Genomic DNA, 24,817 nt, shown 5'->3' with positions numbered 1-24,817 from the left:
CTGGGCGTCTCGTTGCGTGAGACGTTGCGCGAGGGGCCTGCGGCACTCCGTAGACTGGACGGGTGATTTCCCGTATCGACCTGCGCGGCTCGCTGCCCGGCGACCTGCGCGACGTGCTGCCCCGCGCCGATCTCGACGTCGAGGCCGCCCTGGAGAAGGTGCGGCCGATCTGCGAGGACGTGCGGCATAGGGGCTCGGCGGCGGTACGGGAGTACACCAAGGCCTTCGACGGGGTCGACCTGGAGTCCGCCCGCGTCCCGGTCGAGGCGATCGGCGAGGCGCTGGAGGCGCTCGACCCGGCCGTGCGGGACGCGCTGGAGGAGTCGATCCGCCGTGCCCGCCTGGTGCACCGCGACCAGCGCCGCACCGACGTCACCACGCAGGTCGTGCCCGGCGGCACCGTCACCGAGCGGTGGGTGCCGGTGGGACGCGTCGGGCTGTACGTGCCGGGCGGGCGGGCCGTCTACCCGTCCAGCGTGGTCATGAACGTGGTCCCCGCCCAGGAGGCCGGGGTCGAGTCGCTGGCGGTGACCTCGCCCGCGCAGCGCGAGTATGGCGGCCGCCCGCACCCGGCGATCCTGGCGGCGTGCGCGCTGCTGGGCGTGGACGAGGTCTACGCGGTTGGCGGCGCCCAGGCGATCGCGATGTTCGCCTACGGCACCGCCGAGTGCCCCCGCGCCGACCTGGTCACCGGGCCCGGCAACGTGTACGTCGCGGCGGCCAAGCGGCTGCTCAAGGGCGTGATCGGCATCGACTCCGAGGCGGGCCCGACCGAGATCGCGATCCTCGCCGACGGCACCGCCGACCCGGTGCACGTGGCCGCCGACCTGATCAGCCAGGCCGAGCACGACACGCTCGCCGCCGCCGTGCTGGTCACCACCGCGCCCGAGCTGGCCGACGCGGTGGAGCGGGAGCTGAAGGCGCAGGTCGCCCGCACCCGCCACGTCGAGCGGATCACCGAGGCGCTGGCCGGGCGGCAGTCCGGCATCGTCCTGGTCGACGACGTCGACGCCGGTCTGCGGGTGGTCGACGCCTACGCCGCCGAGCACCTGGAGATCCACACCGCCGACGCCCGGCAGGTCGCCGCGCGCGTCCGCAACGCCGGCGCGATCTTCATCGGGACGCACGCGCCGGTGTCGCTGGGCGACTACCTGGCCGGGTCCAACCACGTGCTGCCCACCGGCGGCTGCGCCTGCCACTCCTCGGGGCTGTCGGTGCAGTCGTTCCTGCGCGGCGTCCACGTCGTCGAGTACGACCGCGACGCCCTGGCCGAGGCCACCGCGCGCGTCGTCGCGCTGGCCGAGGCCGAGGACCTGCCCGCGCACGGCGCCGCCCTCAAGGCCCGCTTCGGCTGGCAGATCCCGGGGGAGGGCCGGTGACGTCGCTGTCCGACCTGCCCATCCGCGACGACCTGCGCGGCCAGGAGCCCTACGGTGCGCCGCAGCTGGACGTGCCCGTCGCGCTCAACACCAACGAGAACCCCTATCCGCCGTCCGAGCGGCTGGTGAAGGCGATCGGCGAGGCCGCCGCCGGGGTCGCCGCGGGCCTGAACCGCTACCCCGACCGCGACGCGACGGCCCTGCGCGAGGACCTGGCGGCGTTCCTCAACGCCGACACCCCCGGCGCCGGGCTGACCGTGCGGCACGTGTGGGCCGCCAACGGCTCCAACGAGATCATCCAGCAGATCCTGCAGGCGTTCGGCGGGCCGGGCCGCACCGCGCTGGGCTTCGAGCCGTCGTACTCGATGCACCCGATCATCACCCGCGTCACCGCCACCACCTGGGTGAACGCGCACCGCGACGCCGACTTCGGCATCGATCCGGACGGCGCCGTCGCGGCGATCGAGGAGCACCGGCCGGACGTGGTGTTCCTGACCTCGCCCAACAACCCGACCGGCACCGCGCTGCCGCCGCGGGTGATCGAGGCGGTGCTGGCGGCCGCGCCGGGCATGGTGGTGGTGGACGAGGCGTACGCCGAGTTCCGTCGCGAGGGCACCCCCTCGGCGCTGACGCTGCTGCCCGGCAACCCGCGGCTGATCGTCACCCGGACCATGTCCAAGGCGTTCGCGATGGCCGGCACCCGCCTGGGCTACCTGGCCGCCGATCCCGCCGTGATCGACGCCCTGCTGCTGGTGCGGCTGCCGTACCACCTGTCGGCGGTGACGCAGGCGGTGGCGCGCGCCGCCGTCGCGCACGGCGACGAGCTGCTGGCCACCGTGGAGCTGCTGCGCCGCGAGCGCGACGACCTGGTGGCCTGGCTGCGCCGCGAGGGCCTCACGGTGGCCGACTCCGACGCCAACTTCGTGTTGTTCGGCACCTTCCCCGACCGGCGGCGGGTCTGGCAGGGCCTGCTCGACCGGGGCGTGCTGATCCGCGAGGTGGGCCCGCCCGAATGGCTGCGGGTCAGCGTGGGCACCCCCGAGGAGATGGCCGCCTTCCGCACCGCACTCAAGGAGATTCTGTGACTGCCCGTACTGGACGTGTCGAACGCGGGACCAAGGAGACCGAGGTCCTGGTCGAGATCGACCTGGACGGCACGGGCCGCGTCGACGTGGCCACCGGCGTCGGGTTCTTCGACCACATGCTGGCCCAGCTCGGCAAGCACGGGTCGTTCGACCTGACCGTCAAGACCAGCGGTGACCTGCACATCGACAGCCACCACACGATCGAGGACACCGCGATCGCGCTCGGCCAGGCGTTCCGGCAGGCGCTCGGCGACAAGGCGGGCATCCGCCGTTTCGCCAACGCCTCCGTTCCGCTGGACGAGGCGCTCGCCCAGGTCACCGTGGACATCGCGGGCCGCCCGTACCTGGTGCACTCCGAACCGGACGGCATGGCGCCGATGATCGGGCCGGAGTACGACACCACGATGACCCGGCACGTCCTGGAGTCGTTCGTCGCCAACGCCCAGATCTGCCTGCACGTGCACGTGCCGTACGGCCGCAACGCCCACCACATCGTCGAGGCCCAGTTCAAGGCCCTGGCCCGGGCGCTGCGCGACGCGGTCGCGTTCGACCCGAAGGTGCACGGCATCCCGTCCACCAAGGGGGCTCTGTAGCCGTGGAGGTCGGCGGCCTGCACTTCACCTACGGCAACGTCGCGCTCTTCGGGCTGGCCGTCTTCCTGCTCATGGGCGTCATCAGCTTCCTCCGGCAGGGGCTCAAGGTCGCCGCCGGGGTGGTGTTCGTGCTGATGGCGCTCGCCGCCACCGCGGGGGTGCTGTACCTGTGACCCACAAGATCGTCATTCTGGACTACGGCTCGGGCAACCTGCGTTCGGCCGAGCGCGCGGTCGCCCGGCACGGCGTGGACGTCGAGGTCTCCGCCGACTGGGACGCCGCCCTCGCCGCCGACGGGCTGGTCGTGCCGGGCGTCGGCGCGTTCGCCGCCTGCATGGCCGGGCTGCGGTCGGTGCGCGGCGAGCAGATCATCGGGCGGCGGCTGGCGGGCGGCCGTCCCGTGCTGGGCATCTGCGTCGGCATGCAGATCCTGTTCGCCAAGGGCATCGAGCACGGCGTCACCACCGAGGGCTGCGGCGAGTGGCCCGGCACGGTCGACCGGCTGGACGCCCCCGTCGTGCCGCACATGGGCTGGAACACCGTCGAGGCTCCCGCCGGCACCGTGCTGTTCCGCGGCATGGACCCCGGCACCCGGTTCTACTTCGTGCACTCCTACGCGGTGCGCCGCTGGGAGCTGGAGCCCGACCCGACGGGACGGCTCGCGCCGCCGCTGGTGACCTGGTCCGAGCACGGCGACCGGTTCGTGGCCGCCGTGGAGAACGGGCCGCTGTGCGCCACGCAGTTCCACCCGGAGAAGTCCGGTGACGCGGGCGCCGAGCTGCTGCGCAACTGGCTGTCCACGCTGGGCTGACCGCCCGGTCCGCCGCGTTCCCCCGAACGCCGCGTTTCACCTGCACCGATAGGGTTTCGTTCATGACTCTCACGCTCCTTCCCGCAGTCGACGTCGCCGACGGCCAGGCCGTCCGCCTGGTCCAGGGCGAGGCGGGCACCGAGACCTCCTACGGCGCCCCGCTGGAGGCCGCCCTGGCCTGGCAGAAGGCGGGAGCGGAGTGGATCCATCTGGTCGACCTGGACGCGGCGTTCGGCCGCGGCTCCAACCGCGAGCTGCTGGCCGAGGTGGTCGGGCGGCTGGACGTGCGGGTGGAGCTGTCGGGCGGCATCCGCGACGACGCGTCCCTGGAGGCGGCCCTGGCGACCGGCTGCGCCCGCGTCAACATCGGCACGGCCGCGCTGGAGAACCCCGAGTGGTGCCGCAAGATCATCGCCTCGCACGGCGAGAAGATCGCGGTGGGGCTGGACGTGCGCGGCGACGTGCTGGCCGCGCGCGGCTGGACCCGCGAGGGCGGCGACCTGTGGGAGGTGCTCGACCGGCTGGAGGACGACGGCTGCCCGCGTTACGTCGTCACCGACGTCACCAAGGACGGCACCCTGCGCGGCCCCAACGTCGACCTGCTGCGCCGCGTGTGCGCCCGCACCGACAAGCCCGTCATCGCCTCCGGCGGCGTCTCGTCCCTGGACGACCTGCGCGACATCGCCGCCCTCGTCCCCGAGGGCGTAGAGGGCGCGATCGTGGGCAAGGCGCTGTACGCGGGGGCGTTCACGCTGGAGGAGGCCCTGGAGGCGGTCAGATGAGCCCGCAGGCGAGCAAGGTCGCGGTGCGCGTCATCCCGTGCCTGGACGTGGACGCCGGGCGCGTGGTGAAGGGCGTCAACTTCCAGAACCTGCGCGACGCGGGCGACCCGGTCGAGCTGGCCCGCCGCTACGACGCCGAGGGCGCCGACGAGCTGACCTTCCTGGACATCACCGCGTCCAGCGCCGACCGGTCCACCACCTACGACGTGGTGCGGCGCACCGCCGAGCAGGTGTTCATCCCGCTGACCGTCGGCGGCGGCGTGCGCACCGTCGACGACGTGGACCGGCTGCTGCGCGCGGGCGCCGACAAGGTGTCGGTGAACACCGCCGCGATCGCCCGTCCGGAGTTCCTGCGCGAGGCCGCGCACCGCTTCGGGTCGCAGTGCGTGGTGCTGTCGGTGGACGCCCGCCGCGCCGAGGGCACCCCGTCGGGGTTCGAGGTGACCACGCACGGCGGCCGCCGCGGCACCGGCATCGACGCGCTGGAGTGGGCGCGGCGCGGCGAGGAGCTGGGCGTGGGGGAGATCCTGCTCAACTCCATGGACGCCGACGGCACCAAGTCCGGGTTCGACCTGGACATGCTGCGCCGGGTCCGCGAGGCGGTCTCCGTGCCGGTGATCGCCAGCGGCGGCGCCGGGGCGCTGGAGCATTTCGCCCCCGCCGTCGACGCCGGCGCCGACGCCGTGCTGGCCGCCAGCGTCTTCCACTTCGGCGACCTGAAGATCTCCGCCGTCAAGGACGCCCTGCGCGCCGCCGGCCACGCCGTCCGCTGAGCCGCGCGTCCGCCGAGCCCGCGGGCCGGCGGACGTTCCGCCGGCCCGGCGCGGCGGCGTCAGCAGACGCTGTCGCGGGGCGTGGGGTTGGGCAGGGAGAACAGGGTGCGGGCGCGCAGGCCGACCCACGTGCCGCCGAGGGCGACCACGCCCCACAGCCAGCCGTGCAGGCTGCCGGAGGCGATGCCCGCCAGGTAGGCGCCGATGTTGCAGCCGCCCGCCAGCCGGGCGCCGACGCCCATCAGCACGCCGCCCAGGACCGAGGCGACGGCGGTGCGCCACGGCAGGCCGCGGTGCAGCGTCCAGGCGCCCGCGGCGGCGGAGGCCACGGCCGCGCCGAGGATGATGCCGATGTCGGTGAGGCTGTTCTTGTCGGCCAGGACCGGCCCTGCGAGCATCTTGGCGTTCCTGGCCTCCTGCCAGTACGTCCAGTGCTCGGGGTGCAGGCCGACCGCCTGCAGGATCCTGGCGCCCCACAGCGCGAACGCGCTGGTGATCCCCCAGGCGCCGCCGGAGACCAGCAGCACGCCCGCGCCGAGCACGGCCAGCGCGACCGCTCCGGCGGCCAGCGGCCAGGACCCGCGGACGATCCGCAGCGCCCCGCGCGCGGTGGGCGGCGCGCCGACCGGCGGCGGGTTGCGGCGGGCCTGCACCACCCGGGTCAGCGCGACGATGCCCGCCAGCGCCGCGATCGTGACCGCCCAGGACCCGAACCAGCCGATGTGGTCGGCCAGCACCACGCCCGGCACGGCGGGCAGGTCGTCGACCAGGTCGTACTGCCAGGTGTAGAGCACCGACCCGGCGACGAACCCGCCGAGGGTGAGCAGGACCGCCGACTGCCCGGAGCCGACGGCGAACAGCGTGCCGGACGCGCAGGCGCCGCCGAGCTGCATGCCGACGCCGAACAGGAACGCCCCGGCGACCACGCCGACGCCCAGGTCGCCCGACGACGGGGCCGGGACCGACCCGAACAGCCCGGTGCCCGTGCCGATGATCAGGGCGAACAGCGTGGCGGTGGTGCCGAGCAGCAGGGCGTGGGCGCGCAGGCCGGTGCCGTTGCCCACGGCCACCAGCTGCCGCCAGGCCGAGGTGAACCCGAAACGGGAGTGGAACAGGGCCAGCCCGAGGCCCAGGCCCAGCAGCAGCAGGACGCCGGGCTTGGCCCCGTGCCGCGCCCACACGTACGTGGTGAGCGCCACCGAGATGAGGGACGCGACCAGGAGCGGTACGCGGCGTACGGGCGGGGCGGGCTCGGCGTCCGGGGGCGGGGAGGCGGTGACGGCGGGGGACAGCAGGCGGGACGGAGCGAGGGTCGTCACAGTGCGAACTCCAGGGGTTTCCCAAGCGCGCGGACGTAGGGGAGCACACGCGGCCGGGGGATGGGGAAGAAGATCGGGTTTCGGTTCAGCGGGCGGGGACGGCGGGGATCGCGGTCAGGCGCGACACAGGCCGTCGTCGACGCAGGCCAGCGTCATGGTGAACAGCACCATGCGCAGCGACGTCGTCGAACCGATCACAACACGCAAGAATATCAACACGCCCCAAAGTCGGACGAATCCTCGGCTCCGGGGTCGGAGACGGCGGCCTCGGGGGAGCGTTCCACGACGGGCAGCAGGATCGCCGACGGGTGGTCGGGGTCGTGGAAGACCTCCTGGTCGGCGGGGACGCCGGGGGCCGCCGCGGTGGCCAGCGGCTCGCCCGTGCCGGGATTGACGGCCACCTTCGGGTAGGCGCCGCTGGTGACGTGCACCCGGACGCGGTGGCCGCGGCAGAAGCGGTGTCCGATCGGCCACAGGTCGATCGCCACCCGCCGCACGCCCTCCGTCCCCACCGGCTTGTCGGCGACCGGATGGTCCGGATCGAGGCGCAGCCCGCCCTCGCAGACGTTGCGCGACGTGCCGTCGGGCGCCACATCGCACAGCCGGACCAGGAAGTCGGTGTGCTCGCGGCTGGACCGCACGAACAGGTCCGCGACGACGGGCCCGATGAGATCCAGGTCCTTCCTCAGCACGGCCGAGGTGAACACCAGCACGTCCCGCCGCTTCTCCAGGGGCCGGTTGTCGACCGGCTTGGACGAACCCAGCAGCGAGGGGCCGCCCAGGGCGGGCGTGGGGTCGGACGGGTCGAAGCGGTAGGCGCTGGGCCGGATGTCCTGGGGGCCGTCCTCGCCGAGCCCCCCGCCCCCGTGCAGGTGCCAGCGTTCCTGCCGCATCCCGGGGGGCGGCCAGTCGCGGTAGTCGCGCCACTCGCGCGACCCCGTCACGTAAAGGCGGACGGGGTTGGCGCGCACGGCGGAGAAGTCGCCGCGCAGGTGCGCCTTGAACCAGGCCAGCGCCTCGCGGAACGACACCAGGTTGTGCCGGGCGTCGGCGTGCCACCACGGCCCGATGGTCAGGTACGGGCGGTGCCCCGCGGCCCGCAGCGCCAGGTAGTCCTTGATCTCCCAGGGCAGGAACACGTCGTACCAGCCGCCCAGCAGCGTGACGGGCGCCCCGACCTGCCCGACCGTGCCGCTGAAGTCGCGGCGCCGCCAGTAGTCGGCACCGGACTCGTGGTTGGCCAGCAGGTCGCGGTAGAAGCGCATCGGCTCGCCGCCCGCCAGCACGTCCAGCTCCGACAGCGGGCGCAGCGAGCGGGCCGCGCGCAGGGCGCGGCGCCGCGACAGCAGCGGCGCGGTGAGCAGGCCGAGCGTCGAGGTCTGGCGGCGGGTCAGCTCCGTCCAGCCCAGCGTGGACTCCAGGGCGAAGGAGCCGCCCACGTACGCGGCCTCCCGGAACGACGACGCGGTGATCTGCAGGGCCATCGCCTTCAGCCCGGGCCCGGCCTCGGCCGCCAGCGCCCACGCCGAGTAGCCCAGGTAGCTGGCCCCGTAGGTGGCGAACGACCCGTCGAACCACGGCTGCTCGCGCAGCCAGGCGACCGTGGCCAGCCCGTCCTCCCGCTCGTTGCCGAGCGGGTCGAACTCGCCCCCCGACCCGAACGTGCCGCGCACGCTCTGCACCAGCAGCTGGAACCCGAACGGCACGAACGGCAGGCCGTTCAGCACGGCGGCGGGGCCGCGCCGCCCGTACGGCGTCCGCACCAGGATGGTGGGCGCGGAGCGCACGCCGCGCGGGACGTACCGGTCGGCCAGCAGCGTCACCCCGTCCGGCATGGCGACCGGGATGTCGCGCTCGACGGTGTAGCGGGGGAGGGAGCGGGTCAGGCGGATCGGCGGCGGCGGCAGTCGATCCAGGCGGTCCCTGAGGGCCATGGGAACTCCGCATCTCGTGGCTACTACCTGGTAATAACGGTAGCCGCTCGCGCGGTGTCTGGCCATGGCCGCCCTTCTCCTGGCCAGGACCCCCGCCGAGGCCCGCGCGGCGACGCTTCGCCATCATTTCCTTACGTGACGTGACCGTGAATTCGGGCAGGTCAACACGGAGGCAGGGGTCCCGACGGCTGGCATCGGGCGATCACGGGTACGGGGAGGGCCGACAATGTGGGCCGGGCACTACTCGCCGACAGGGCCGCGTGCGCGCGGGGCGCTGCGGAGCGCGGGCCCGCCGCCGGTCCGCCCGGCCGCCGGCTGGTACGCCCTGCCCGTCGTGCTGCTGCTGGCCGCGGTCATCGGGATGACGGCCGTGATCGCCGCCACCTGGGACGCCTCCGAGGCCGCCCAGGCCGACCCGGTCGTCGTCGACGGGCGCGGCACGATGCGGCCCGACCTGGCCGCCGGACGCCGCTACCTGCTGTACGTCCCGAGCGGGACGCCGGAGCCCGCCTCGTGCGCGGCCACCGTCGGCGCGTGGTCGGTGCCGCTCGCGCTGACCAGGACGGACCCGTGGAGCGCCACCCGCCGGCACGGCTACCGCTTCGTCGCCTCGTTCCGGGCTCCGGCGTCCGGGCCGACCCGGCTCACCTGCGCGGGCGCCGTCTCCCGCCTCATGATCGCGCCGGACGACGCCGTGCACGGCCTGCTGGGACTGGCCGCCCTGGCGGCCATGGCCCTGGCCGGCGCCGGCGCGGTGAGCCTCGTGGTGATCTTCGTGCGGCGTCGTCTCACCCGGCGCCGCCTGTTCTACGGCATGCCCTGAGCCCCGCATCGGCGGGCCGCCGCCGGTGCCGTCGCCGGTGCCGGCGCCGTCACGTCGCGTCGTGCAGCGCCGCCGTGCGGGCCAGGTGACGGCCGATCACCATGCGCTGGATCTGGTTGGTGCCCTCGAAGATCTGCATGACCTTGGCCTCGCGCATGTACCGCTCGACCGGGAAGTCGCGGGTGTAGCCGTACCCGCCGAGCACCTGCACCGCGTCGGTGGTGACGCGCATCGCCGCGTCCGTCGCCACCAGCTTGGCCACCGACGCCTGGCGGGAGAACGGCAGGCCCCGGTCGCGGCGGCGGGCCGCCTCCAGGTACGTGGCCCGCGCCGACTCCACCGCGGCCGCCATGTCGGCCAGCATGAACGCCAGCCCCTGGTTGGCGATGACGGGACGGCCGAACTGCTCGCGCCGCGCCGCGTACCCGACCGCGTGGTCCAGGGCGCCCTGCGCCAGGCCGACCGCGCAGGCGGCGATGCCCAGGCGGCCCGAGTCCAGCGCCGACAGCGCGATCGGGAACCCCTGGCCCTCGTCGCCGACCCGCCGCTCCGCCGGCACCCGCACGTCGTCGAAGTGCAGCTGCGCGGTGGTGGAGCCGGTCAGCCCCATCTTGCGCTCGGGCGGCCCGAACGTCAGGCCCGGCATCCGCCCCTCGACCAGGAAGCAGCTGATGCCGCGCGAGCCCGTGTCGGAGGTGCGGGCGAACAGCGTGTAGAAGTCGGCCTCGCCGCCGTGGGTGATCCAGGTCTTGGTGCCGGTGACGCGGTAGGCCGCGCCGTCCTCGTCCGGCACGGCCCGGGTGCTCAGCGCGCCCGCGTCCGAGCCGGCGTGCGCCTCCGACAGCGCGTACCCGCCCAGCAGCTCGCCGCCGAGCAGCTCGGGCAGCCGCTTGCGCTGCTCGTCGGTGCCGAACACCGCCAGCGGGTAGCACGACAGCGTGTGCACGCTGACGCCCACCGCCACCGACGCCCACACCGCCGCGATCTCCTCCAGCACCTGCAGGTAGACCTCGTACGGCTGGCCTCCGCCGCCGACCTCCTCCGGGTAGGGCAGGCCCAGCAGCCCGGACCTGCCGAGCAGCCGGAAGATCTCGCGCGGGAAGTCCTCTGCCTCCTCGGCGGGCGCGGCGCGCGGCGCCAGTTCCTTGCGGACGATCTCGCGGGTCAGCGCGAGGAGGTCCTCGGCCTCGGGAGTGGGAAGCATGCGTTCGGCGGGCATGCCCCCATCTTGACGGATCATCCGCGCGTTCGGTGAGGGGGGCGGCCCCCTGCGGCCCCCGTCAGGACGAGAGTTCACGCTCCAGCGGCGTGCGGAAACGCGGAGTGACCCGCACGTCGCCGAGGAAGGCGGCGATGCGGGCGGCCTCGGCGTCGATCGCGGCGCGGGCGTCGGCGCCCACGTCCTCCAGCAGGCGCGTGACGACCTCCCCGTCCGGCCGCTGCGCCCAGCCGCCGACGACGCGGCCGTCCCACCAGACCGTGGGGCCGATGTTGCCGCTGCGGTCGAACAGCATCGGCGCGTGCCCGCCGAGGAACCAGCCGCGCTCCTGCCAGCCCATGGGGGTGGGGTCCAGGGCGGGCAGCAGCGCCGCCCACGGGTCGGCGTCCCGGCCCCCGGCGGGCGCGTCGGCGTCGGCGTCGGCGGCCAGCATGACGCCGGTGCCGCCGCCGTCCAGGCCGACCTCGACGACGTCCAGGCTGGCCAGGGTCTTCTTCACCTCGCCCGCGGTCCAGCCCGTCCACCACTTCAGGTCGGAGACGGGGGCGGGGCCGAACGACCGCAGCCAGCGGGCGACCAGCTCGGCGCGCGCGTCGTCCGCGGGCATCTCGGGGATGCCGCCGGGCAGCCACGTCTCGACGGGCGACCACACGTACTGGCTGCTGATCCACGAACCGTTGGGGCGGCCCCGCACGACCCGTCCCTCGCAGCCCAGCGTGACCAGCACCCACGTGGTGATGCTGGTGGGACGCGAGTACGACTTGCCCGGCGCCGGGTCGACCTGCGTGCGCAGGCGCGGCTCGTCGGCGCTGAGCTGCGCCCCGGTCGCCTCGCCGCGCGCCAGCAGCGCGCGGTGCGCCGCCTCCAGCACCTCGCCGAACCAGGCGTCCACGTCGTCGACGACCCCGGCCCGCTCGATGATGCGGCTGTAGGTGCGGCGCTGCTTGGCGGCCAGGGGCGTGGCGCAGGACGCCTGCAGCGCCGGGACCAGCTCGACGGGGACGACGAACATGGTGCGGCGCATCGCCAGCATCCGCAGCAGCGTCCGGTCGTCGTAGAGGGCCTTCTCCACCGCCTCGTGCGTCGCGGTGCGGCTGCGCGCGGCCACCGACAGGAACACCGTGGCCGGGTCGGTGGCGTGCAGCGCCACGAGGGACCGGGCGATCTCGGCGACGTCGTCGGTGCGCGCCGCCGGGGCCAGCCGGTGCCGTGCCGCCGCCCGCGCGCGGCGCGCGGCATCCCCCATCGAACGGGTCATCGAACGCATGAGCGGATCCTAGGGGGCGGGACCGACATCCGCCGGAGGCCGGCCCGCCCCGCCGTCGTGTCAGCCGTTGTTGGAGATCTTGACGACGACCTTGTCCTGGGTGACCGACTGGATGGAGACGTCGAAGCCTTCGGCCTGCTCGGCCTCGCCCCGGGGCACGGTGATCTGCTGGCCGGCCACCTTGAGCGTGACGGTGTCGCCCTGCACGCTCACCAGTTCCGCCTTGACGCCCAGGATGGACGCGCTGGCCTCGACACCGCGGTCGAAGGTGATGGTGCAGGAGTTCACGTTGCAGTCGGTCGTGGCGCCCTCGCTGCTGCACGCCGCCACGGCGGTCAGGGGCAGCAGCGCGAACGGCAGTACGGTCAGTGCTCGCCGAACAGAGGGGAACATGCCCGTGAGTCTAGGCGCCGGGCCCCCGCCCGCCGCCCCTCCTGGAGAGTGAACTCCCCGAGGCCGAAAGTAGTACCCGGCGGCGATGCCCGCGCCTTCCCGCGAGCCCCTGTGCGCCAGCCCTGGCGTGTCAGCCGCCCTGGTGGCCCGCGCCGCCGCCCTGGTGGCCTCCGCCGCTGTGGTCGGCGCCGTGCTGGATCTGCCCGCCCAGGTCCTCCTGCAGCGACTTCAGCGTCTGCTCGGTGCTGACGACGACCCACCGCGGCCCCACCAGGTACGACCCGCCCCAGGGCTTGGCCTCCTCCAGCCAGGCCTGCTGCCCCTGGTCGGTGGTGAAGCTGACCACCGTGAAGCGTCCCTTGCCCGTCTGGCAGGCGCCCTGGGACAGGTCCGCCACCTTGCGGACGCCGCTCAGCGTGCACCCTGTCTGCTGGGCGAGCTGCTCGGCGGTGGCGGGCTGGGCCTGCTTCACCTGGCCCTGCCCGCCCGCCTCGCTGCCGTCCGCCTGCCCCGTGCAGCCGGCCGCCAGCGGCAGCAGGACCGCGGCGGCACCGCACAGCAGGGCGGCCCTCAAGGGCGATCGGTGATTGTCGGAGACCATGGCCCGTCCTCCCCGGGAAGAGTTGAGCGATTCGCCCACAGGTACGGGTGGACGCTTCCACGGGGTTCAGCCGTGGCCGGGGGAGGGGGCGTGGTGGTTCAGGTCATGAGACGCCCGGCGGCGGAGGCGCGCACGGAGGGTTCCTCGGCGGCGTCGTGATGGAGGCGCTGCAGGCGGATGCGGGTCTCACGGGTGAGGGGGACGGTTTCGGCGGCGACCTGGCGCACGCCCTCCTCGCAGTCCCACAGCCCCTCGACGGTGTAGGACTCGGCGGTGTGCGGCGCGGTACGGGTCAAGGCGGTCAGCACGCGCGGACGCAGGAACGCGTAGGTCGACTCGGTCCAAGCGGTCTTCAGCAACGGCACGGCCTCACCGGCGCGCAACCTGCCCAGGCCCTCGATAGGCCCGGCCGCGTCGCCCCAGTCGCGCCGGTCCAGGGCGTCGCGCAGCTCGCTCATCAACAACGGGATGTCCTGGCGGGTGCCGTAGCGGGCCAGGATGTCCAGCGCCATGTCCTGGCACCCGCCGCGGGCCGTCGCCCACGCCCGCGCCCGAGGCACCGCCTCGGGGCCGTACTCGCGCAACGCCCGGCACACCGCCCCGCCCCATCGGCTCGGCCGCTGCGGCAGCAGCTCCTCGGCCAGGTCCAGCAGGGCCGGGGCGCGTCTGCGGCCGAGCTCGAATATGGCCGCCACGGCCCCGTCGTCGCGCCGCCGGGCGGCCTCCAGAAGCTCGGCCTCGGTCCGCTGGGCCCGGTCGCCGCCGACCCCGGGGCGGCGGGCACGGCCGGTCTCGCGGCGCCGGGCCAGGGCGTCGGCGATCCGCGGCTGCCGCGCCGCCCAGCTCTCGATCACCGGATTGTGCGGGCCCGCCACCAGGGCGTCCAGCGCGGACTCGTTGCACCGCGCCGTCACCAGCTCGTCCAGGCCGTGCGTCAACGCCGGATCGCCCAGGTCGACCAGCGTGTCGATGGCGTCGAACCAGTGGGTGCCCTCCTCGGCGTACCGGTACAGCGCCGACGCCGCCTCCCGGCGGCTGAGCCGCACCAGGTCCGCCAGCACGTCCAGCGCCAGCTGCACCCGCCGGCCGTCGCCGTCGGTATGGTCGGACGGGTCGAACAGGTGCTCGGCCACCGGGCCGACGGGCAGTTCCAGGTCCACCATCAAACGCGCGTAATAGAGGCCGCGTGCTTCACAGAGCGGGTCCCAGCGTGGGTCCCGGCGTATGCAGTCGTAGACGAACTCGCCCGCACCCGGCTTGTCGGCCGCGCGACGCGCGGCCCGTCCCAGGCCCCGCTGCAGTTGTCCGTGCAGCGTGCCAGCTGATTCCAACACGACCTCGTTGCTCACCCAAGCAGAATGCGCACCCGACCACAAAACCGGCAAGTGCTTTACCTCGGCGAATCGCCGGCCACCGCGGGAGCGGACCGCGGCGGCCCTCCGGCTCGGTACGGCTAGATGCGGCGCTGGGCGATCCAGGACGCGTGCAGGTCGGCGTAGACGCCGGGGACGGCGACCAGCTCGGCGTGGGGGCCGCGCTGGACGATCCGTCCCGCGTCGAACACCAGCACCTCGTCGGCGGCCTCGGCCGTGGACAGCCGGTGGGCGATGGAGATGGCCGTGCGGCCCCGCGTCACCCCGTCCAGCGCGCGCTGGATGCGCACCTCGGTGGCCGGGTCGACGGCGGACGTGGCCTCGTCCAGCACCAGCAGATCCGGGTCGGCGATGTAGGCGCGCGCCAGCGCCACCAGCTGCCGCTCGCCCGCCGACAGGGACTCGCCGCGCTGCCCCACGGGCGTGTCCAGGCCGCGGGGCAGGCCCTCCAGCCAGTCGCCCAGGCCCAGCTCCGTCAGCGCCCGCAGCACCTCCTCGTCGGTGGCGTCCGGCCGCCCGTAGCGGATGTTGTCGCCGAGGGTGGCGTCGAACAGGAAGCCGTCCTGCGGCACCATGACGATGCGCTCGCGCAGGGAGGAGAACCGCACCCGGTCCAGGGGCACGCCGTCCACCAGCACGCGCCCGGACGTCGGGTCCATGAGCCGGGTCAGCAGCTTGGCGAACGTCGTCTTGCCCGAGCCCGTCTCGCCCACGACCGCGACGCGGCTGCGGGGGGCGATGTCCACGTTCACGTCGTGCAGTACGGGCGGCCCGCCGGGGTAGGCGAACTCGACGTCCTCGAACCGCACCTCGATGGGCCCGCGCGGCAGCACCTCGCCCTCGCCGCCCGGGTCGGCCACGTCCGGCACGGTGTCCAGCACGCCCAGCACCCGCCGCCACCCGGCGATCGCGTTCTGCGCCTCGTTGAGCACCTCCGTGGCGGTCTGCATCGGGCTGACGAACAGGGTGACCAGGAACAGGAACGCCACCAGCTCCCCGGCGGTCAGGTCGCCGCCCACGCCCAGCAGCGTCCCCGCCACGACGACGGCGGCGGTCGCCACGGCCGCCACCAGCTCGCTGGACGGGAACGTCAGCGCCACCAGGCCCTGCGCCCGGGTCTGCGCCCGCCGGTGCTCCTCGACGGTCTCGTCGACGCGGCGGGCGGTGCGGTCCTCGGCCGCGTAGGCGCGGATCACCGAGGCGCCCACCACCGCCTCGCTCACCACGGCCAGCAGGTCGCCCATCCGCTCCCGGACCCGGGTGTAGGCGCCGGAGATCAGCCGCTGGAAGCGGCGCAGCGCGAACGCCAGCGGCACGAACGCCGCCCACACCAGCAGCGCCAGCGGCCAGGAGTACACCGCCATGAGCACGCTGGCGACCACCAGCTGCCCCGTCGACACGATGATCAGCAGCCCGCCCCACTGCATGAACTGGCTGATCTGGTCCACGTCGCCGGTCACCCGCGACACCAGCGCCCCGCGCCGCTCGGAGCTCTGGGTGAGCATGGACAGGTCGTGCACGTGCCGGAACGCCTTGATCCGCAGCGTGGCCAGCCCGGACTCGGTGGTCCGGTAGAGCCGCACGTTCATCGCGTACGCGCTCAGCGCCGTCACGGCCACCGCCAGCGCGCACGCCAGCACGGCGGTGCGGACGAACCCGATGTCGGGGCCGTCGGGCCCGCCCAGCCCCTTGTCGATCGTCTGCTGCACCGCGATCGGCACCACCACCCGGCCCGCCGTCGCCAGCAGCGCCAGCAGCAGCGTCCCGGCCAGGCCCGCGCGGAACTCGGGGCTGAGCCGCAGTCCGCGGCGCAGCGTGGTCAGGGCGCCCTCGCCGACGGCCGTCTCGTTGAGCGTGGTCACGCCACAGCCTCCTCGCTGTCGGCCTCCCCGGGGCCGGCCTGCTCGCCCATGAGCTGGTGCTCGACCTCGGCGCGCTCGTAGGCGTTGACGAGCGCGCGGTAGCCCTCGGAGCGTTCCAGCAGCTCGGCGTGGGTGCCCCGGGCGGCGACGCGGCCGTGCTCGACGTAGACGACCTCGTCGGCGAGCGCGATCGTGGCCTTGCGGTAGGCGACCACCACCACGGTCGCGCCGCTCCCGCCGGCCGACTGCGCGTCCCGCAGCGCCCCCAGGATCCGCGCCTCCACCTGTGGGTCGACGCTGGACGTCGCGTCGTCCAGCACCAGAAGCCGGGGGCGCCGCACCACGGCACGTGCCAGCGCCAGACGTTGCCGTTGCCCGCCCGACAGGGTCGCTCCGCGTTCCCCCACGCGGGTGTCGAGACCGTCGGGAAGGGCCGCGACGAAGCCGTCGGCTTGGGCGAGACGCAGCGCCTCCCACACGCGCTCGTCCGGTACGTCCAGTCCCAGGGTGACGTTGCCGCGCACGGTGTCGTCGAACAGGAACGTCTGCTGCGGCACCAGGGCCGCCGTCTCGGCCACGCCGCCGCGTCGCAGGTCGCGGGCGTCCACGCCGTCCAGCAGCACCGACCCGTCGGCCGGGTCGACCAGCCGTACCAGCAGGGACGTCAGGGTCGACTTGCCCGAACCCGTGGGGCCGACCACGGCGAGCGTCCGGCCGGGGGCGGCGGAGAACGACACGTCGTGCAGCACGTTGACGGAGGCGTCCCCGTCCTCGTCTGCGGACTCATAGGCGAAGCGGACGTCGCGCACCTCCAGCGCCGCCGCGTTGCCCTGGCCCAGGGAACGGTCGCCGTACGGCAGGGAACCGGTGGCGTCCAGCACCCCCCGGACACGCTTCCAGCCGACGACGCTGCGCGGCACCTCGGCCAGTACCCAGCCCAGCGCGCGGATCGGCCAGGCCAGCAACGTGAACAGATACGCCACGTGCACCAGGTCGCCCTCCGTCATGGCCCTGGCCTCCAGACGGATCGACCCCACCAGCAGCACCGCCAGCACCCCCAGGTTGGGCAGCGCCTCCAGCACCGGATCGAACAGCCCCCGGATGCGGCCGACCGCCACGTTGGCGTCGCGCAGCGCCCGCGCGCGCTCGGCGAACCGCTCCGTCTCGTCCTGCTCGCGCCCCAGCGTCTTGACCACCAGGCCGCCCTCGAAGCTCTCGTGCGCGACCTCGCTGACCTCGGCGCGCAGCTGCTGGGCGCGGGTGGCGACGGGCGACAGACGCCGCTGGTACAGGACGTTCAGCAGCGCCACCGCCGGAAAGACCAGGAAGCCGACGACGGCCACCATCACGTCCGTGAGCAGGATCGACACGGCCGCGATCAGCAGCATGAACACCACGCCGACCGCCATCGGCAGCGGCGCGATCGGCGCCCACACCGCCTCCACGTCCGCGTTGGCGTTCGACAGCAGCTGCCCGGTGGGGTGGCGGTGGTGCCAGGCCAGGGGGAGCCGCAGGTACTGGCGGGTGACCGCCCGCCGGTAGCGGGCCTGCATGCGGTACTGCATGAGCCCAGCGTAGAACCGGCGGCCCGCCACGCCGAGCGCCTTGAACAGCGCGACCGCGAGGATCGCCGTCGCGGCCCCGGCCAGCGCGCCCGCCGTGGTGTCGCCGGAGCGGAACACCGGGAGCACCACCTCCTCGGTGACCCAGCCCAGCACCTGCGCGGTGCCCACGGTCATCGCCGCGTACAGCCCGCTGGCCAGCACCGACAGGGTGAACACCCGCGGCTCGGCCTTGACCGCGACCCACAGCACCCGCATCCCCTCGCGCAGGACGCCGGGGGTGACGCGGGGTCTCAGAGGATGCTCTCCATCAGGACGGCGGCTGGCCCGGGGGCGGGCCCCATGACGGCGGCTGGCGCGTGTCGACCCTGATGGCACGGCATCTCCTTGTAGACGGCGGCGCCCGCACACCCCGATGGGAGGAACCACCGGGGCCGGCGGGCTCGCCCAATGCCTACCATCCGTACTGATCGCTTATTCCCGGGCATACTCGGACGAGCTGCCGAAGTCAGGTGATTCCCCCCTCTGCGGAACACGCGCGCGCCGGGCGGCCCGCGGCCGGGCCGCCCGCGCCCGCCAGAGCGCACGGCGGGCGCAGCGGCCGCCCCGCCGCCGGACCGTGGAGGGTGATCGGAGCCGATTCGTTCCAGCCCGCCCCGGTTTTCCGTGTACGCACCGTCCGGCGGCGAGGAAATCGTCAACACGGCGGCGTTCTTTGTTCAAAATCACCTGATTCGCACGCCCGAAAATCATCGGCCGCCATCCCGCCCGGCGGGCCGGACGGCGGCGTCCGCGCGCGGCGGCCGCGGCGGCCGCGGAGCCCGCCGCGGCGGGCCGCCGCGGGCGTCCCGGGGCCCGCGAGGCCCCCCGCGGCGCGGCCCGCGGCCATTAACGCGTCACTTCGCCCACAGGAGAATCGGGAGGGTTGTAGCTCCTGGGGTTTACGCGGATCCGGTGATACGGTGGAGCGGTCGGTTGCAGTCGTGGTTCTCGATCGTTTGTAAGGAACGCCCGCGGACTGATGGCAGCGGGCGTTTTGGCTTTTCCGGGGCAGTGCCGGGGGCGAAGACGTCCCGCAGCGACCGGCGCGGGACCCGCGCGGTGTGGGCCCGAGTTTTGCCGCAAGGAGAAAGACATGCCCCAGCAGGGCACCGTGAAGTGGTTCAACGCCGAGAAGGGCTACGGCTTCATCGCCGTGGACGGCGGTGGCGCCGACGTGTTCGTGCACTACACGGCCATCCAGTCGTCCGGCTACCGCACCCTCGACGAGAACCAGCGCGTCGAGTTCGAGGTGACGCAGGGTCAGCGCGGCCCGCAGGCCGACAACGTCGTCCCCCTCTCGTAACCCGTAGTCGTACCGCCGGGCCCGTTCCCCACGCCAGGGGTGCGGGCCCTGTGGTTTCCCGGGCCCGGTGCCGGGCCCGGGCGTCGCGGGCGGATGGGAACCCGGTACGGGGCTCGCGCTCCGACCCGGCAGAATGGAGCACATGTCCGCTCGCCCGTCCAACCTGGACCCCAAGATCGCCGAACGTCTCAAGCGCACGCCCGACGGCCTCGTGCCCGCCATCGCCCAGCAGTACGACACCGGAGAGGTGCTCATGCTGGCGTGGATGGACGACGAGGCCCTGCACCGCACCCTCACCACCGGCCGCGCCACCTACTGGTCCCGCAGCCGCCAGGAGTACTGGGTGAAGGGCGAGAGCTCCGGCCACCAGCAGTGGGTCAAGTCGGTCGCCCTGGACTGCGACGGCGACGCGATCCTGGTGAAGGTCGACCAGGTCGGCGCCGCCTGCCACACCGGCGACCGCACCTGCTGGGACGCCGACGTGCTGGACGTCGTCGTCGGGGAACGGCCCGCCGCAGGCTCGTGACCCCCGCCCGGGAACGCGCCCTGGCCGCCCTGCTGTGCGCGGCCGGTGCCGCGCTGACCCTGCTGGCCGCGGGGCGCGCCTGGGCGCACGTGCGGGCCACCGGCGCCATCACCCCGTTCACACAGGAGCTCACAGGGCGTGACCTGGGCGGAGCGGCGGGCGCCCTGGGCTGGGCCGGGCTTGCGGGGCTGGCGGCCCTGTTCGCCACCCGCGGCAAGGTACGGGCCGGGGTCGGCGTGCTGCTTGTGCTGTTCGGCGCCGCCATCGGCTACGCCTCCGTGGCGTCCGTGCGCGCCTCCCACGTCCGGGCGGCGGCGGACGAGAAGAGCGCCCTGCTGCGGCTGGCCGCGCACCCGTCCGTCGACGTCAACCTGTGGTGGGTCGTGTCCCTCGCCGGCGGCCTGCTGCTGCTGGCCGCGGGGCTCGTGACGCTGCTGCGCGGCGCGCGCTGGCCCGGCATGTCGGCCCGCTACGAACGCCCCGTCACGGCCGCCCCCCGCACCCCGCCCAGGGCCGACGACCCCTCCAGCCTGTGGAAGTCCCTCGACCGCGGCGAGGACCCCACCGCCCCCGCCGACCCTCCTGCTGACCCCACGCGGCCCGCGGAGGGGGACGCCCCCGTATCCCAGGAGACCGGACGCGGACGTACGGAGCGGCCGTGAGCCGCGCGACGGGCGCCGACGGCGGCGGGCTCATCCTGGTCGCCGAGCACGAACCCGACGTGGCGGAACTGGAGCGGCGCTACCTCGCCCGCGAGGGCTTCGCCGTCGAGATCGAACCGGACCCCTCGCGTGCGGCCGCCGCCGTGGCCCGCGTCCGCCCCGACGCGGTGGTGCTGGACGTGTCCGACACCCCGCTGCCCGCCGAGCTGTACCGCCGGGTGGCGGAGGCGGCCCGTCCCGCGCCCGTCGTGGCCGTGACCGGGCCGATCGACGCGCTCACGCGGCGCGCGCTGGGCGAGCACCAGGTGACGCGGCCGTTCGGCCCCCGTGTCCTGGTCGGCGCGGTGGCCGAGGCGCTGCGCCACGGCACCGGCGACCACGACCCGGGGCCGCTGCGGGCCGGCCGGGTGAGCCTCGACCCGCAGGGACGCGCCGTCAGCGTGGGCGACCGCGCCGTGGCCCTTACCGTGACCGAGTTCGACCTGCTGGAGTTCCTGATGAGCAACCCCGGCCGGGTCTTCACGCGCGAACAGCTCCTCGACGCCGCCTGGGGCCCGGGCGCCGGGGCCGGAAGCCGCACGGTGGACGTGCACATCGCCCAGTTGCGCAGCAAGCTGGGCGACGGCAGCCCGATCCGCACCGTCCGCGGCGTCGGCTACGTCCTTGACCCCTGAGCTCCCGGAGAGGAACCCCACGGTGGACGACGCGACCGGCGCACCCGCCCACGCCACGCAGCCGCCCCCGCACCCGTGCGCGTCCGCCCCGGCGGAACAGCGCCGCCGCAGGCGGGCGCTGGCCGGCCCCGGCATCGTCCTGGCCGCGACCGCCGCCGGTGTGACGCTGGTCAGCGTCGTCGACCCGCACGAGCCCGGCCACTACCCGACCTGCCCGTTCCTGTGGGCAACCGGCCTGTACTGCCCCGGCTGCGGGGGCATGCGCATGGTGAACTCGCTGACGCACGGCCGCGTCTGGGAGGCGTTCGGGCTCAACCCCATGGTCTTCCTTCTGCTGCCCGTCTTCGCCTACCTGTGGGCGCGCTGGACGGCCTGCGCGGCCAAGGGCGTGCCGTTCGCCTCGGCCCTGGTGCGGCCGCGCGTGATCTACCCGTTCCTCGGGCTCATCGTCGTGTACTGGATCGTCCGGAACCTGCCGTTCGCTCACGCGCTGGCCCCATGACGCGGTTTCGGGCGTCCTGAGACCGGCCCGGGTTCGAGGGCCGTCGGCGGCTGCGGCTACGATCGGTGCACGGATCGACCGGAATATAGGGGGCCTTCCCGTGAGCGAGCCCGAGCGCTGCGGCGTGAGCGCGCCGGAGTGGCGCGCCGCCGGGACCGACCGGCCCGCAAGGAAGGAAGGCCGCGCCGTGAGCACGGTGCGTAGGGGAGCGGGGGTCAGGTCGTGAGCGTGCTGAACGAGATCATCGACGGCGTCCGGGCAGATCTGGCCGACCGGCAGCGCACGGTGACGCTCGACGACCTCAAGGCCAAGGCCGAGCGGGCCGAGCCGCCGCGCGACGCGCTCGCGGCGCTGCGCTCCCCGGGCGTGTCCGTCATCGCCGAGGTCAAGCGCAGCAGCCCGTCCAAGGGCGCGCTGGCCGCCATCGCCGACCCGGCCGCGCTGGCCCGCGACTACGAGGCGGGCGGCGCCAAGGTGATCAGCGTGCTGACCGAGCGGCGCCGGTTCGGCGGCAGCCTGGACGACCTGGCCGCCGTGCGCGCCGACGTCGACGTGGCGGTGCTGCGCAAGGACTTCATCGTCACCTCCTACCAGCTGTGGGAGGCCCGCGCCTACGGCGCCGACCTCGCCCTGCTGATCGTGGCCGCGCTGGAGCAGGACGCGCTGGTGTCGCTGGTCGAGCGGGCCGAGTCGATCGGGCTCACCCCGCTGGTCGAGGTGCACACCGAGGAGGAGGTGACCCGCGCGGTCGACGCGGGCGCCAAGGTCATCGGGGTCAACGCGCGCGACCTGAAGACCCTGCGCGTCGACCGCGGCGTGTTCGCCCGGCTGGCCCCGCTGATCCCCAAGGACGTCGTCAAGATCGCCGAGTCGGGCGTGCGCGGCCCGCACGACCTGCTCGCCTACGCCTCGGCGGGCGCCGACGCGGTGCTGGTGGGCGAGAGCCTGGTGATGGGCCGCGACCCGCGCGGCGCCGTCGCCGACCTGGTGGCCGCGGGCGCGCATCCGGCCCTGCGGCAGAGCGGCTGACGCGATCGCGATAGGGTGAGCGTCATGCGGAGAGAGCCGTCCCTGGGAGCGGGCCCGTCCGGGGCTCCCGTCGAGACCCTGCGCGAACGATGGCGCGCTCGGCCGACGACCCAGCAGCCCGGATGAGCCCTTCTCCCACGACAGGATCCCCATGACCATCGCCACCACCTCGAACGGTGCCGTCGTGCCCGACGCCACCGGCCACTTCGGCGTGTTCGGCGGACGCTTCGCCCCCGAGGCCCTCATGGCCGCCCTCGACGAGCTGACCCGCGAGTACGAGGCCGCCCGGCGGGACCCCGCCTTCACCGGCGAGCTGGACCGCCTGCTGGCCGAGTACGCCGGACGGCCCAGCCGGCTGACCGAGGCCCGCCGCTTCGCCGAGCACGCGGGCGGCGCCCGCGTCCTGCTCAAGCGCGAGGACCTCAACCACACCGGCTCCCACAAGATCAACAACGTGCTGGGGCAGGCGCTGCTGACCCGCCGCATGGGCAAGCGCCGCGTCATCGCCGAGACCGGCGCCGGGCAGCACGGCGTGGCCACCGCCACCGCCGCCGCCCTGCTCGGCCTGGAGTGCACCGTCTACATGGGCGAGGTCGACACCGAGCGGCAGGCCCTCAACGTCGCGCGGATGCGGATGCTGGGCGCCGAGGTGATCCCCGTCCGCACCGGCAGCCGCACCCTCAAGGACGCCTGCAACGAGGCGTTCCGCGACTGGGTCGCCTCCGTCGACCACACCCACTACTGCATCGGCTCGGTCATGGGCCCGCACCCGTTCCCGATGATGGTGCGCGACTTCCAGCGCGTCATCGGCGTCGAGGCGCGCGAGCAGTGCCTGCGGATGACCGGACGGCTGCCCGACGCCGTCGTGGCCTGCGTCGGCGGCGGCTCCAACGCCATCGGCACCTTCCACGCCTTCGTCCCGGACGAGTCCGTGAAGCTGTACGGGTTCGAGGCCGGCGGCGACGGCGTGGCCACCGGCCGGCACGCCGCCACCCTGGTCGGCGGGTCGCTCGGCGTCATCCACGGCATGCGCACCTACCTGCTGCAGGACGACGACGGCCAGACCCTGGAGACCCACTCGATCTCCGCCGGGCTGGACTACCCCGGCGTCGGCCCCGAGCACTCCTGGCTGCGCGACACCGGCCGCGCCGAGTACCGGGACATCACCGACGCCGAGGCCATGGACGCCTTCGCGCTGCTGTGCCGCACCGAGGGCATCATCCCCGCCATCGAGTCCGCGCACGCCCTGGCCGGCGCCCTCAAGGTCGGCCGGGAGCTCGGCCCGGACGCCACGATCGTCGTGTGCCTGTCCGGCCGCGGCGACAAGGACATGCACACCGCCGCCCAGTTCTTCGGGCTCATGCCGGAAGGAGAGGGCAAGTGAGCGTCCAGATCGCGTTCGAGAAGGCCAAGGCCGAGGGCCGGGCCGCGCTCGTCGGCTACCTGCCGGCCGGGTTCCCCAGCTTCGACGGCGCCGTGGCCGCCGCCACCGCGATGGTCGAGGCGGGCTGCGACGTCATCGAGATCGGCCTGCCCTACTCCGACCCGATGATGGACGGCCCCACCATCCAGGACGCCGTGCACCGGGCGCTGGTCGGCGGCATCCGCATCGCCGACGTTTTCCGCACCGTGGAGGCCGTCGCCGCCACCGGCGCGCACACCCTGGTGATGACGTACTGGAACCCCGTCGACCACTACGGCGCCGACGCCTTCGCCCGCGACCTGAAGTCCGCGGGCGGCGCCGGCCTCATCACCCCCGACCTCACCCCCGAAGAGGCCGGGCCCTGGCTCGCCGCGTCCGACGCCCACGACCTCGACCGGGTGTTCCTCGTCGCGCTCAGCTCCACCGACGAGCGCCTCGACAAGATCACCCGGGTGTGCCGGGGATTCGTGTACGCCGCGTCGCTGATGGGCGTCACCGGCGCCCGCGCCGCCGTCGACACCGGCGCTCCCCGCCTGGTGGAGCGCACCCGCGCCGTCCTGGACGCGCGGGGGGCCACGCTGCCGGTCGGGCTGGGCCTGGGCGTCAGCGACGGGGCGCAGGCCGCCGAGGTCGCCGGTTTCGCCGACGGCGTCATCGTGGGCTCGGCGTTCATCCGCCGCCTGCTGGACGCGCCCGACGAGCGCACCGGCGTCGAGGCCGTCCGCGCCCTCGCCGCCGAGCTGGCCGACGGCGTCCGCAACCCGCGCTGACACGGCCGGCCCGTCCGCGGGCCGCCGTCCGGTGTGGAAGCGCCGCGTCGAGGCCGCTTTCCAACGCCCAACTTATGCGTCGTCCTCTAAGGTGAAGTCGCGTCGCGTCC

General features: G+C 74.3%; 25 protein-coding genes. 16 read left to right on the top strand and 9 right to left on the bottom strand.

Going from position 1 to position 24,817, the window contains the following annotated elements; all coding sequences use genetic code 11:
- The first annotated feature begins 62 nt into the window (after nucleotides 1–62).
- The 7 genes from hisD to hisF all read left to right on the top strand — a co-directional run bounded on the left by hisD (nucleotide 63) and on the right by hisF (nucleotide 5,423).
- Nucleotides 63–1,379, top strand: a complete 1,317-nt coding sequence (gene hisD / locus ABZ801_RS06225; protein ID WP_360693556.1) for a histidinol dehydrogenase — start codon at nucleotides 63–65, stop codon at nucleotides 1,377–1,379.
- A complete protein-coding gene (locus ABZ801_RS06220) occupies nucleotides 1,376–2,464 on the top strand; it encodes a histidinol-phosphate transaminase (protein WP_360693553.1) in 1,089 nt (362 codons plus the stop codon). The genes hisD and ABZ801_RS06220 overlap by 4 nt, the downstream gene beginning before the upstream one ends.
- Nucleotides 2,392–3,057 (top strand): imidazoleglycerol-phosphate dehydratase HisB, encoded by a 666-nt coding sequence (hisB, locus tag ABZ801_RS06215; protein ID WP_344958006.1) that lies wholly within the window; start codon nucleotides 2,392–2,394, stop codon nucleotides 3,055–3,057. The genes ABZ801_RS06220 and hisB overlap by 73 nt, the downstream gene beginning before the upstream one ends.
- A 2-nt stretch (nucleotides 3,058–3,059) precedes the next feature.
- Nucleotides 3,060–3,230, top strand: coding sequence for a hypothetical protein (locus tag ABZ801_RS06210; protein ID WP_344958008.1), 171 nt, complete (start codon nucleotides 3,060–3,062; stop codon nucleotides 3,228–3,230).
- A complete protein-coding gene (hisH, locus tag ABZ801_RS06205) occupies nucleotides 3,227–3,868 on the top strand; it encodes an imidazole glycerol phosphate synthase subunit HisH (RefSeq protein WP_360693550.1) in 642 nt (213 codons plus the stop codon). Before ABZ801_RS06210 ends, hisH begins: the two co-directional genes overlap by 4 nt.
- 62 nt (nucleotides 3,869–3,930) lie before the next feature.
- Nucleotides 3,931–4,650 carry a bifunctional 1-(5-phosphoribosyl)-5-((5-phosphoribosylamino)methylideneamino)imidazole-4-carboxamide isomerase/phosphoribosylanthranilate isomerase PriA gene (gene priA / locus ABZ801_RS06200; RefSeq protein ID WP_344958012.1) on the top strand — a complete coding sequence of 240 codons (720 nt, stop codon included), beginning with the start codon at nucleotides 3,931–3,933 and terminating at the stop codon, nucleotides 4,648–4,650.
- A complete protein-coding gene (gene hisF, locus ABZ801_RS06195) occupies nucleotides 4,647–5,423 on the top strand; it encodes an imidazole glycerol phosphate synthase subunit HisF (protein WP_360693545.1) in 777 nt (258 codons plus the stop codon). Before priA ends, hisF begins: the two co-directional genes overlap by 4 nt.
- 59 nt (nucleotides 5,424–5,482) lie before the next feature.
- On the opposite strand, the gene ABZ801_RS06190 is transcribed toward hisF, so the two are convergent.
- Both ABZ801_RS06190 and ABZ801_RS06185 read right to left on the bottom strand, forming a co-directional pair.
- Entirely contained in the window at nucleotides 5,483–6,742 is a 1,260-nt protein-coding gene (locus tag ABZ801_RS06190) for a YeeE/YedE family protein (protein WP_360693542.1), read from the bottom strand.
- Between the two features lie 212 nt (nucleotides 6,743–6,954).
- On the bottom strand, nucleotides 6,955–8,676 hold the full coding sequence (locus tag ABZ801_RS06185) for a CocE/NonD family hydrolase (protein WP_360693539.1): 1,722 nt from the start codon (nucleotides 8,674–8,676) through the stop codon (nucleotides 6,955–6,957).
- 226 nt (nucleotides 8,677–8,902) lie between these two features.
- Between ABZ801_RS06185 and ABZ801_RS06180 the strand changes: the two genes are divergently transcribed.
- On the top strand, nucleotides 8,903–9,499 hold the full coding sequence (locus ABZ801_RS06180) for a hypothetical protein (RefSeq protein WP_360693536.1): 597 nt from the start codon (nucleotides 8,903–8,905) through the stop codon (nucleotides 9,497–9,499).
- A gap of 49 nt (nucleotides 9,500–9,548) precedes the next feature.
- On the opposite strand, the gene ABZ801_RS06175 is transcribed toward ABZ801_RS06180, so the two are convergent.
- The 7 genes from ABZ801_RS06175 to ABZ801_RS06145 all read right to left on the bottom strand — a co-directional run bounded on the left by ABZ801_RS06175 (nucleotide 9,549) and on the right by ABZ801_RS06145 (nucleotide 18,034).
- Nucleotides 9,549–10,718, bottom strand: a complete 1,170-nt coding sequence (locus ABZ801_RS06175) for an acyl-CoA dehydrogenase family protein (RefSeq protein WP_344958022.1) — start codon at nucleotides 10,716–10,718, stop codon at nucleotides 9,549–9,551.
- A 61-nt stretch (nucleotides 10,719–10,779) separates the two neighbouring features.
- Nucleotides 10,780–11,985, bottom strand: coding sequence for a winged helix DNA-binding domain-containing protein (locus ABZ801_RS06170; RefSeq protein WP_360693533.1), 1,206 nt, complete (start codon nucleotides 11,983–11,985; stop codon nucleotides 10,780–10,782).
- A gap of 60 nt (nucleotides 11,986–12,045) precedes the next feature.
- Complete coding sequence (locus ABZ801_RS06165; protein WP_360693530.1) at nucleotides 12,046–12,378, bottom strand: hypothetical protein; 333 nt, start codon at nucleotides 12,376–12,378, stop codon at nucleotides 12,046–12,048.
- 130 nt (nucleotides 12,379–12,508) lie between these two features.
- Nucleotides 12,509–12,952 (bottom strand): hypothetical protein, encoded by a 444-nt coding sequence (locus ABZ801_RS06160; protein WP_360693527.1) that lies wholly within the window; start codon nucleotides 12,950–12,952, stop codon nucleotides 12,509–12,511.
- Between the two features lie 125 nt (nucleotides 12,953–13,077).
- Complete coding sequence (locus ABZ801_RS06155) at nucleotides 13,078–14,328, bottom strand: hypothetical protein (RefSeq protein ID WP_344958030.1); 1,251 nt, start codon at nucleotides 14,326–14,328, stop codon at nucleotides 13,078–13,080.
- A gap of 104 nt (nucleotides 14,329–14,432) precedes the next feature.
- Nucleotides 14,433–16,214, bottom strand: a complete 1,782-nt coding sequence (locus ABZ801_RS06150; RefSeq protein ID WP_360693524.1) for an ABC transporter ATP-binding protein — start codon at nucleotides 16,212–16,214, stop codon at nucleotides 14,433–14,435.
- Nucleotides 16,211–18,034 (bottom strand): ABC transporter ATP-binding protein, encoded by a 1,824-nt coding sequence (locus ABZ801_RS06145; RefSeq protein WP_360693521.1) that lies wholly within the window; start codon nucleotides 18,032–18,034, stop codon nucleotides 16,211–16,213. Before ABZ801_RS06145 ends, ABZ801_RS06150 begins: the two co-directional genes overlap by 4 nt.
- Before the next feature lie 877 nt (nucleotides 18,035–18,911).
- On the opposite strand from ABZ801_RS06145, the gene ABZ801_RS06140 reads away from it, so the two are divergent.
- From ABZ801_RS06140 to trpA, 8 genes are all read left to right on the top strand, one after another.
- Nucleotides 18,912–19,121, top strand: coding sequence for a cold-shock protein (locus tag ABZ801_RS06140; protein WP_285492631.1), 210 nt, complete (start codon nucleotides 18,912–18,914; stop codon nucleotides 19,119–19,121).
- 142 nt (nucleotides 19,122–19,263) lie between these two features.
- Nucleotides 19,264–19,647 (top strand): phosphoribosyl-AMP cyclohydrolase, encoded by a 384-nt coding sequence (gene hisI, locus ABZ801_RS06135; protein ID WP_360693517.1) that lies wholly within the window; start codon nucleotides 19,264–19,266, stop codon nucleotides 19,645–19,647.
- Entirely contained in the window at nucleotides 19,644–20,309 is a 666-nt protein-coding gene (locus ABZ801_RS06130) for a Trp biosynthesis-associated membrane protein (protein ID WP_360693514.1), read from the top strand. Before hisI ends, ABZ801_RS06130 begins: the two co-directional genes overlap by 4 nt.
- Nucleotides 20,306–20,983 (top strand): response regulator transcription factor, encoded by a 678-nt coding sequence (locus ABZ801_RS06125; RefSeq protein ID WP_360693511.1) that lies wholly within the window; start codon nucleotides 20,306–20,308, stop codon nucleotides 20,981–20,983. The genes ABZ801_RS06130 and ABZ801_RS06125 overlap by 4 nt, the downstream gene beginning before the upstream one ends.
- A 22-nt stretch (nucleotides 20,984–21,005) precedes the next feature.
- Nucleotides 21,006–21,485, top strand: coding sequence for a DUF2752 domain-containing protein (locus ABZ801_RS06120; protein ID WP_360693508.1), 480 nt, complete (start codon nucleotides 21,006–21,008; stop codon nucleotides 21,483–21,485).
- A 222-nt stretch (nucleotides 21,486–21,707) separates the two neighbouring features.
- Nucleotides 21,708–22,514 (top strand): indole-3-glycerol phosphate synthase TrpC, encoded by an 807-nt coding sequence (gene trpC / locus ABZ801_RS06115; protein ID WP_360693505.1) that lies wholly within the window; start codon nucleotides 21,708–21,710, stop codon nucleotides 22,512–22,514.
- Between the two features lie 151 nt (nucleotides 22,515–22,665).
- Nucleotides 22,666–23,898: a tryptophan synthase subunit beta gene (trpB, locus tag ABZ801_RS06110; protein ID WP_360693503.1), complete on the top strand. Its 1,233-nt coding sequence runs from the start codon at nucleotides 22,666–22,668 to the stop codon at nucleotides 23,896–23,898.
- Nucleotides 23,895–24,707 carry a tryptophan synthase subunit alpha gene (trpA, locus tag ABZ801_RS06105; protein WP_360693500.1) on the top strand — a complete coding sequence of 271 codons (813 nt, stop codon included), beginning with the start codon at nucleotides 23,895–23,897 and terminating at the stop codon, nucleotides 24,705–24,707. Before trpB ends, trpA begins: the two co-directional genes overlap by 4 nt.
- The last annotated feature ends 110 nt before the right edge of the window (nucleotides 24,708–24,817 follow it).

Source organism: Actinomadura sp. NPDC047616 (assembly GCF_040642915.1).
GTDB lineage: Bacteria > Actinomycetota > Actinomycetes > Streptosporangiales > Streptosporangiaceae > Spirillospora > Spirillospora miaoliensis.
This window is presented reverse-complemented; position numbering and strand designations above follow the sequence as displayed.

Excerpts from the sequence above, each read along its gene's own strand:
- ABZ801_RS06170 (WP_360693533.1), bottom strand. The coding sequence starts at position 11,985 with ATGCGTTCGATGACCCGTTCGATGGGGGATGCCGCGCGCCGCGCGCGG.
- ABZ801_RS06165 (WP_360693530.1), bottom strand. The coding sequence starts at position 12,378 with ATGTTCCCCTCTGTTCGGCGAGCACTGACCGTACTGCCGTTCGCGCTG.
- hisI (WP_360693517.1), top strand. The coding sequence starts at position 19,264 with ATGTCCGCTCGCCCGTCCAACCTGGACCCCAAGATCGCCGAACGTCTC.
- ABZ801_RS06140 (WP_285492631.1), top strand. The coding sequence starts at position 18,912 with ATGCCCCAGCAGGGCACCGTGAAGTGGTTCAACGCCGAGAAGGGCTAC.
- hisB (WP_344958006.1), top strand. The coding sequence starts at position 2,392 with ATGGCTGCGGGTCAGCGTGGGCACCCCCGAGGAGATGGCCGCCTTCCG.
- priA (WP_344958012.1), top strand. The coding sequence starts at position 3,931 with ATGACTCTCACGCTCCTTCCCGCAGTCGACGTCGCCGACGGCCAGGCC.
- trpB (WP_360693503.1), top strand. The coding sequence starts at position 22,666 with ATGACCATCGCCACCACCTCGAACGGTGCCGTCGTGCCCGACGCCACC.
- hisF (WP_360693545.1), top strand. The coding sequence starts at position 4,647 with ATGAGCCCGCAGGCGAGCAAGGTCGCGGTGCGCGTCATCCCGTGCCTG.
- ABZ801_RS06175 (WP_344958022.1), bottom strand. The coding sequence starts at position 10,718 with ATGCCCGCCGAACGCATGCTTCCCACTCCCGAGGCCGAGGACCTCCTC.
- ABZ801_RS06185 (WP_360693539.1), bottom strand. The coding sequence starts at position 8,676 with ATGGCCCTCAGGGACCGCCTGGATCGACTGCCGCCGCCGCCGATCCGC.
- ABZ801_RS06180 (WP_360693536.1), top strand. The coding sequence starts at position 8,903 with ATGTGGGCCGGGCACTACTCGCCGACAGGGCCGCGTGCGCGCGGGGCG.
- ABZ801_RS06145 (WP_360693521.1), bottom strand. The coding sequence starts at position 18,034 with ATGCGGGTGCTGTGGGTCGCGGTCAAGGCCGAGCCGCGGGTGTTCACC.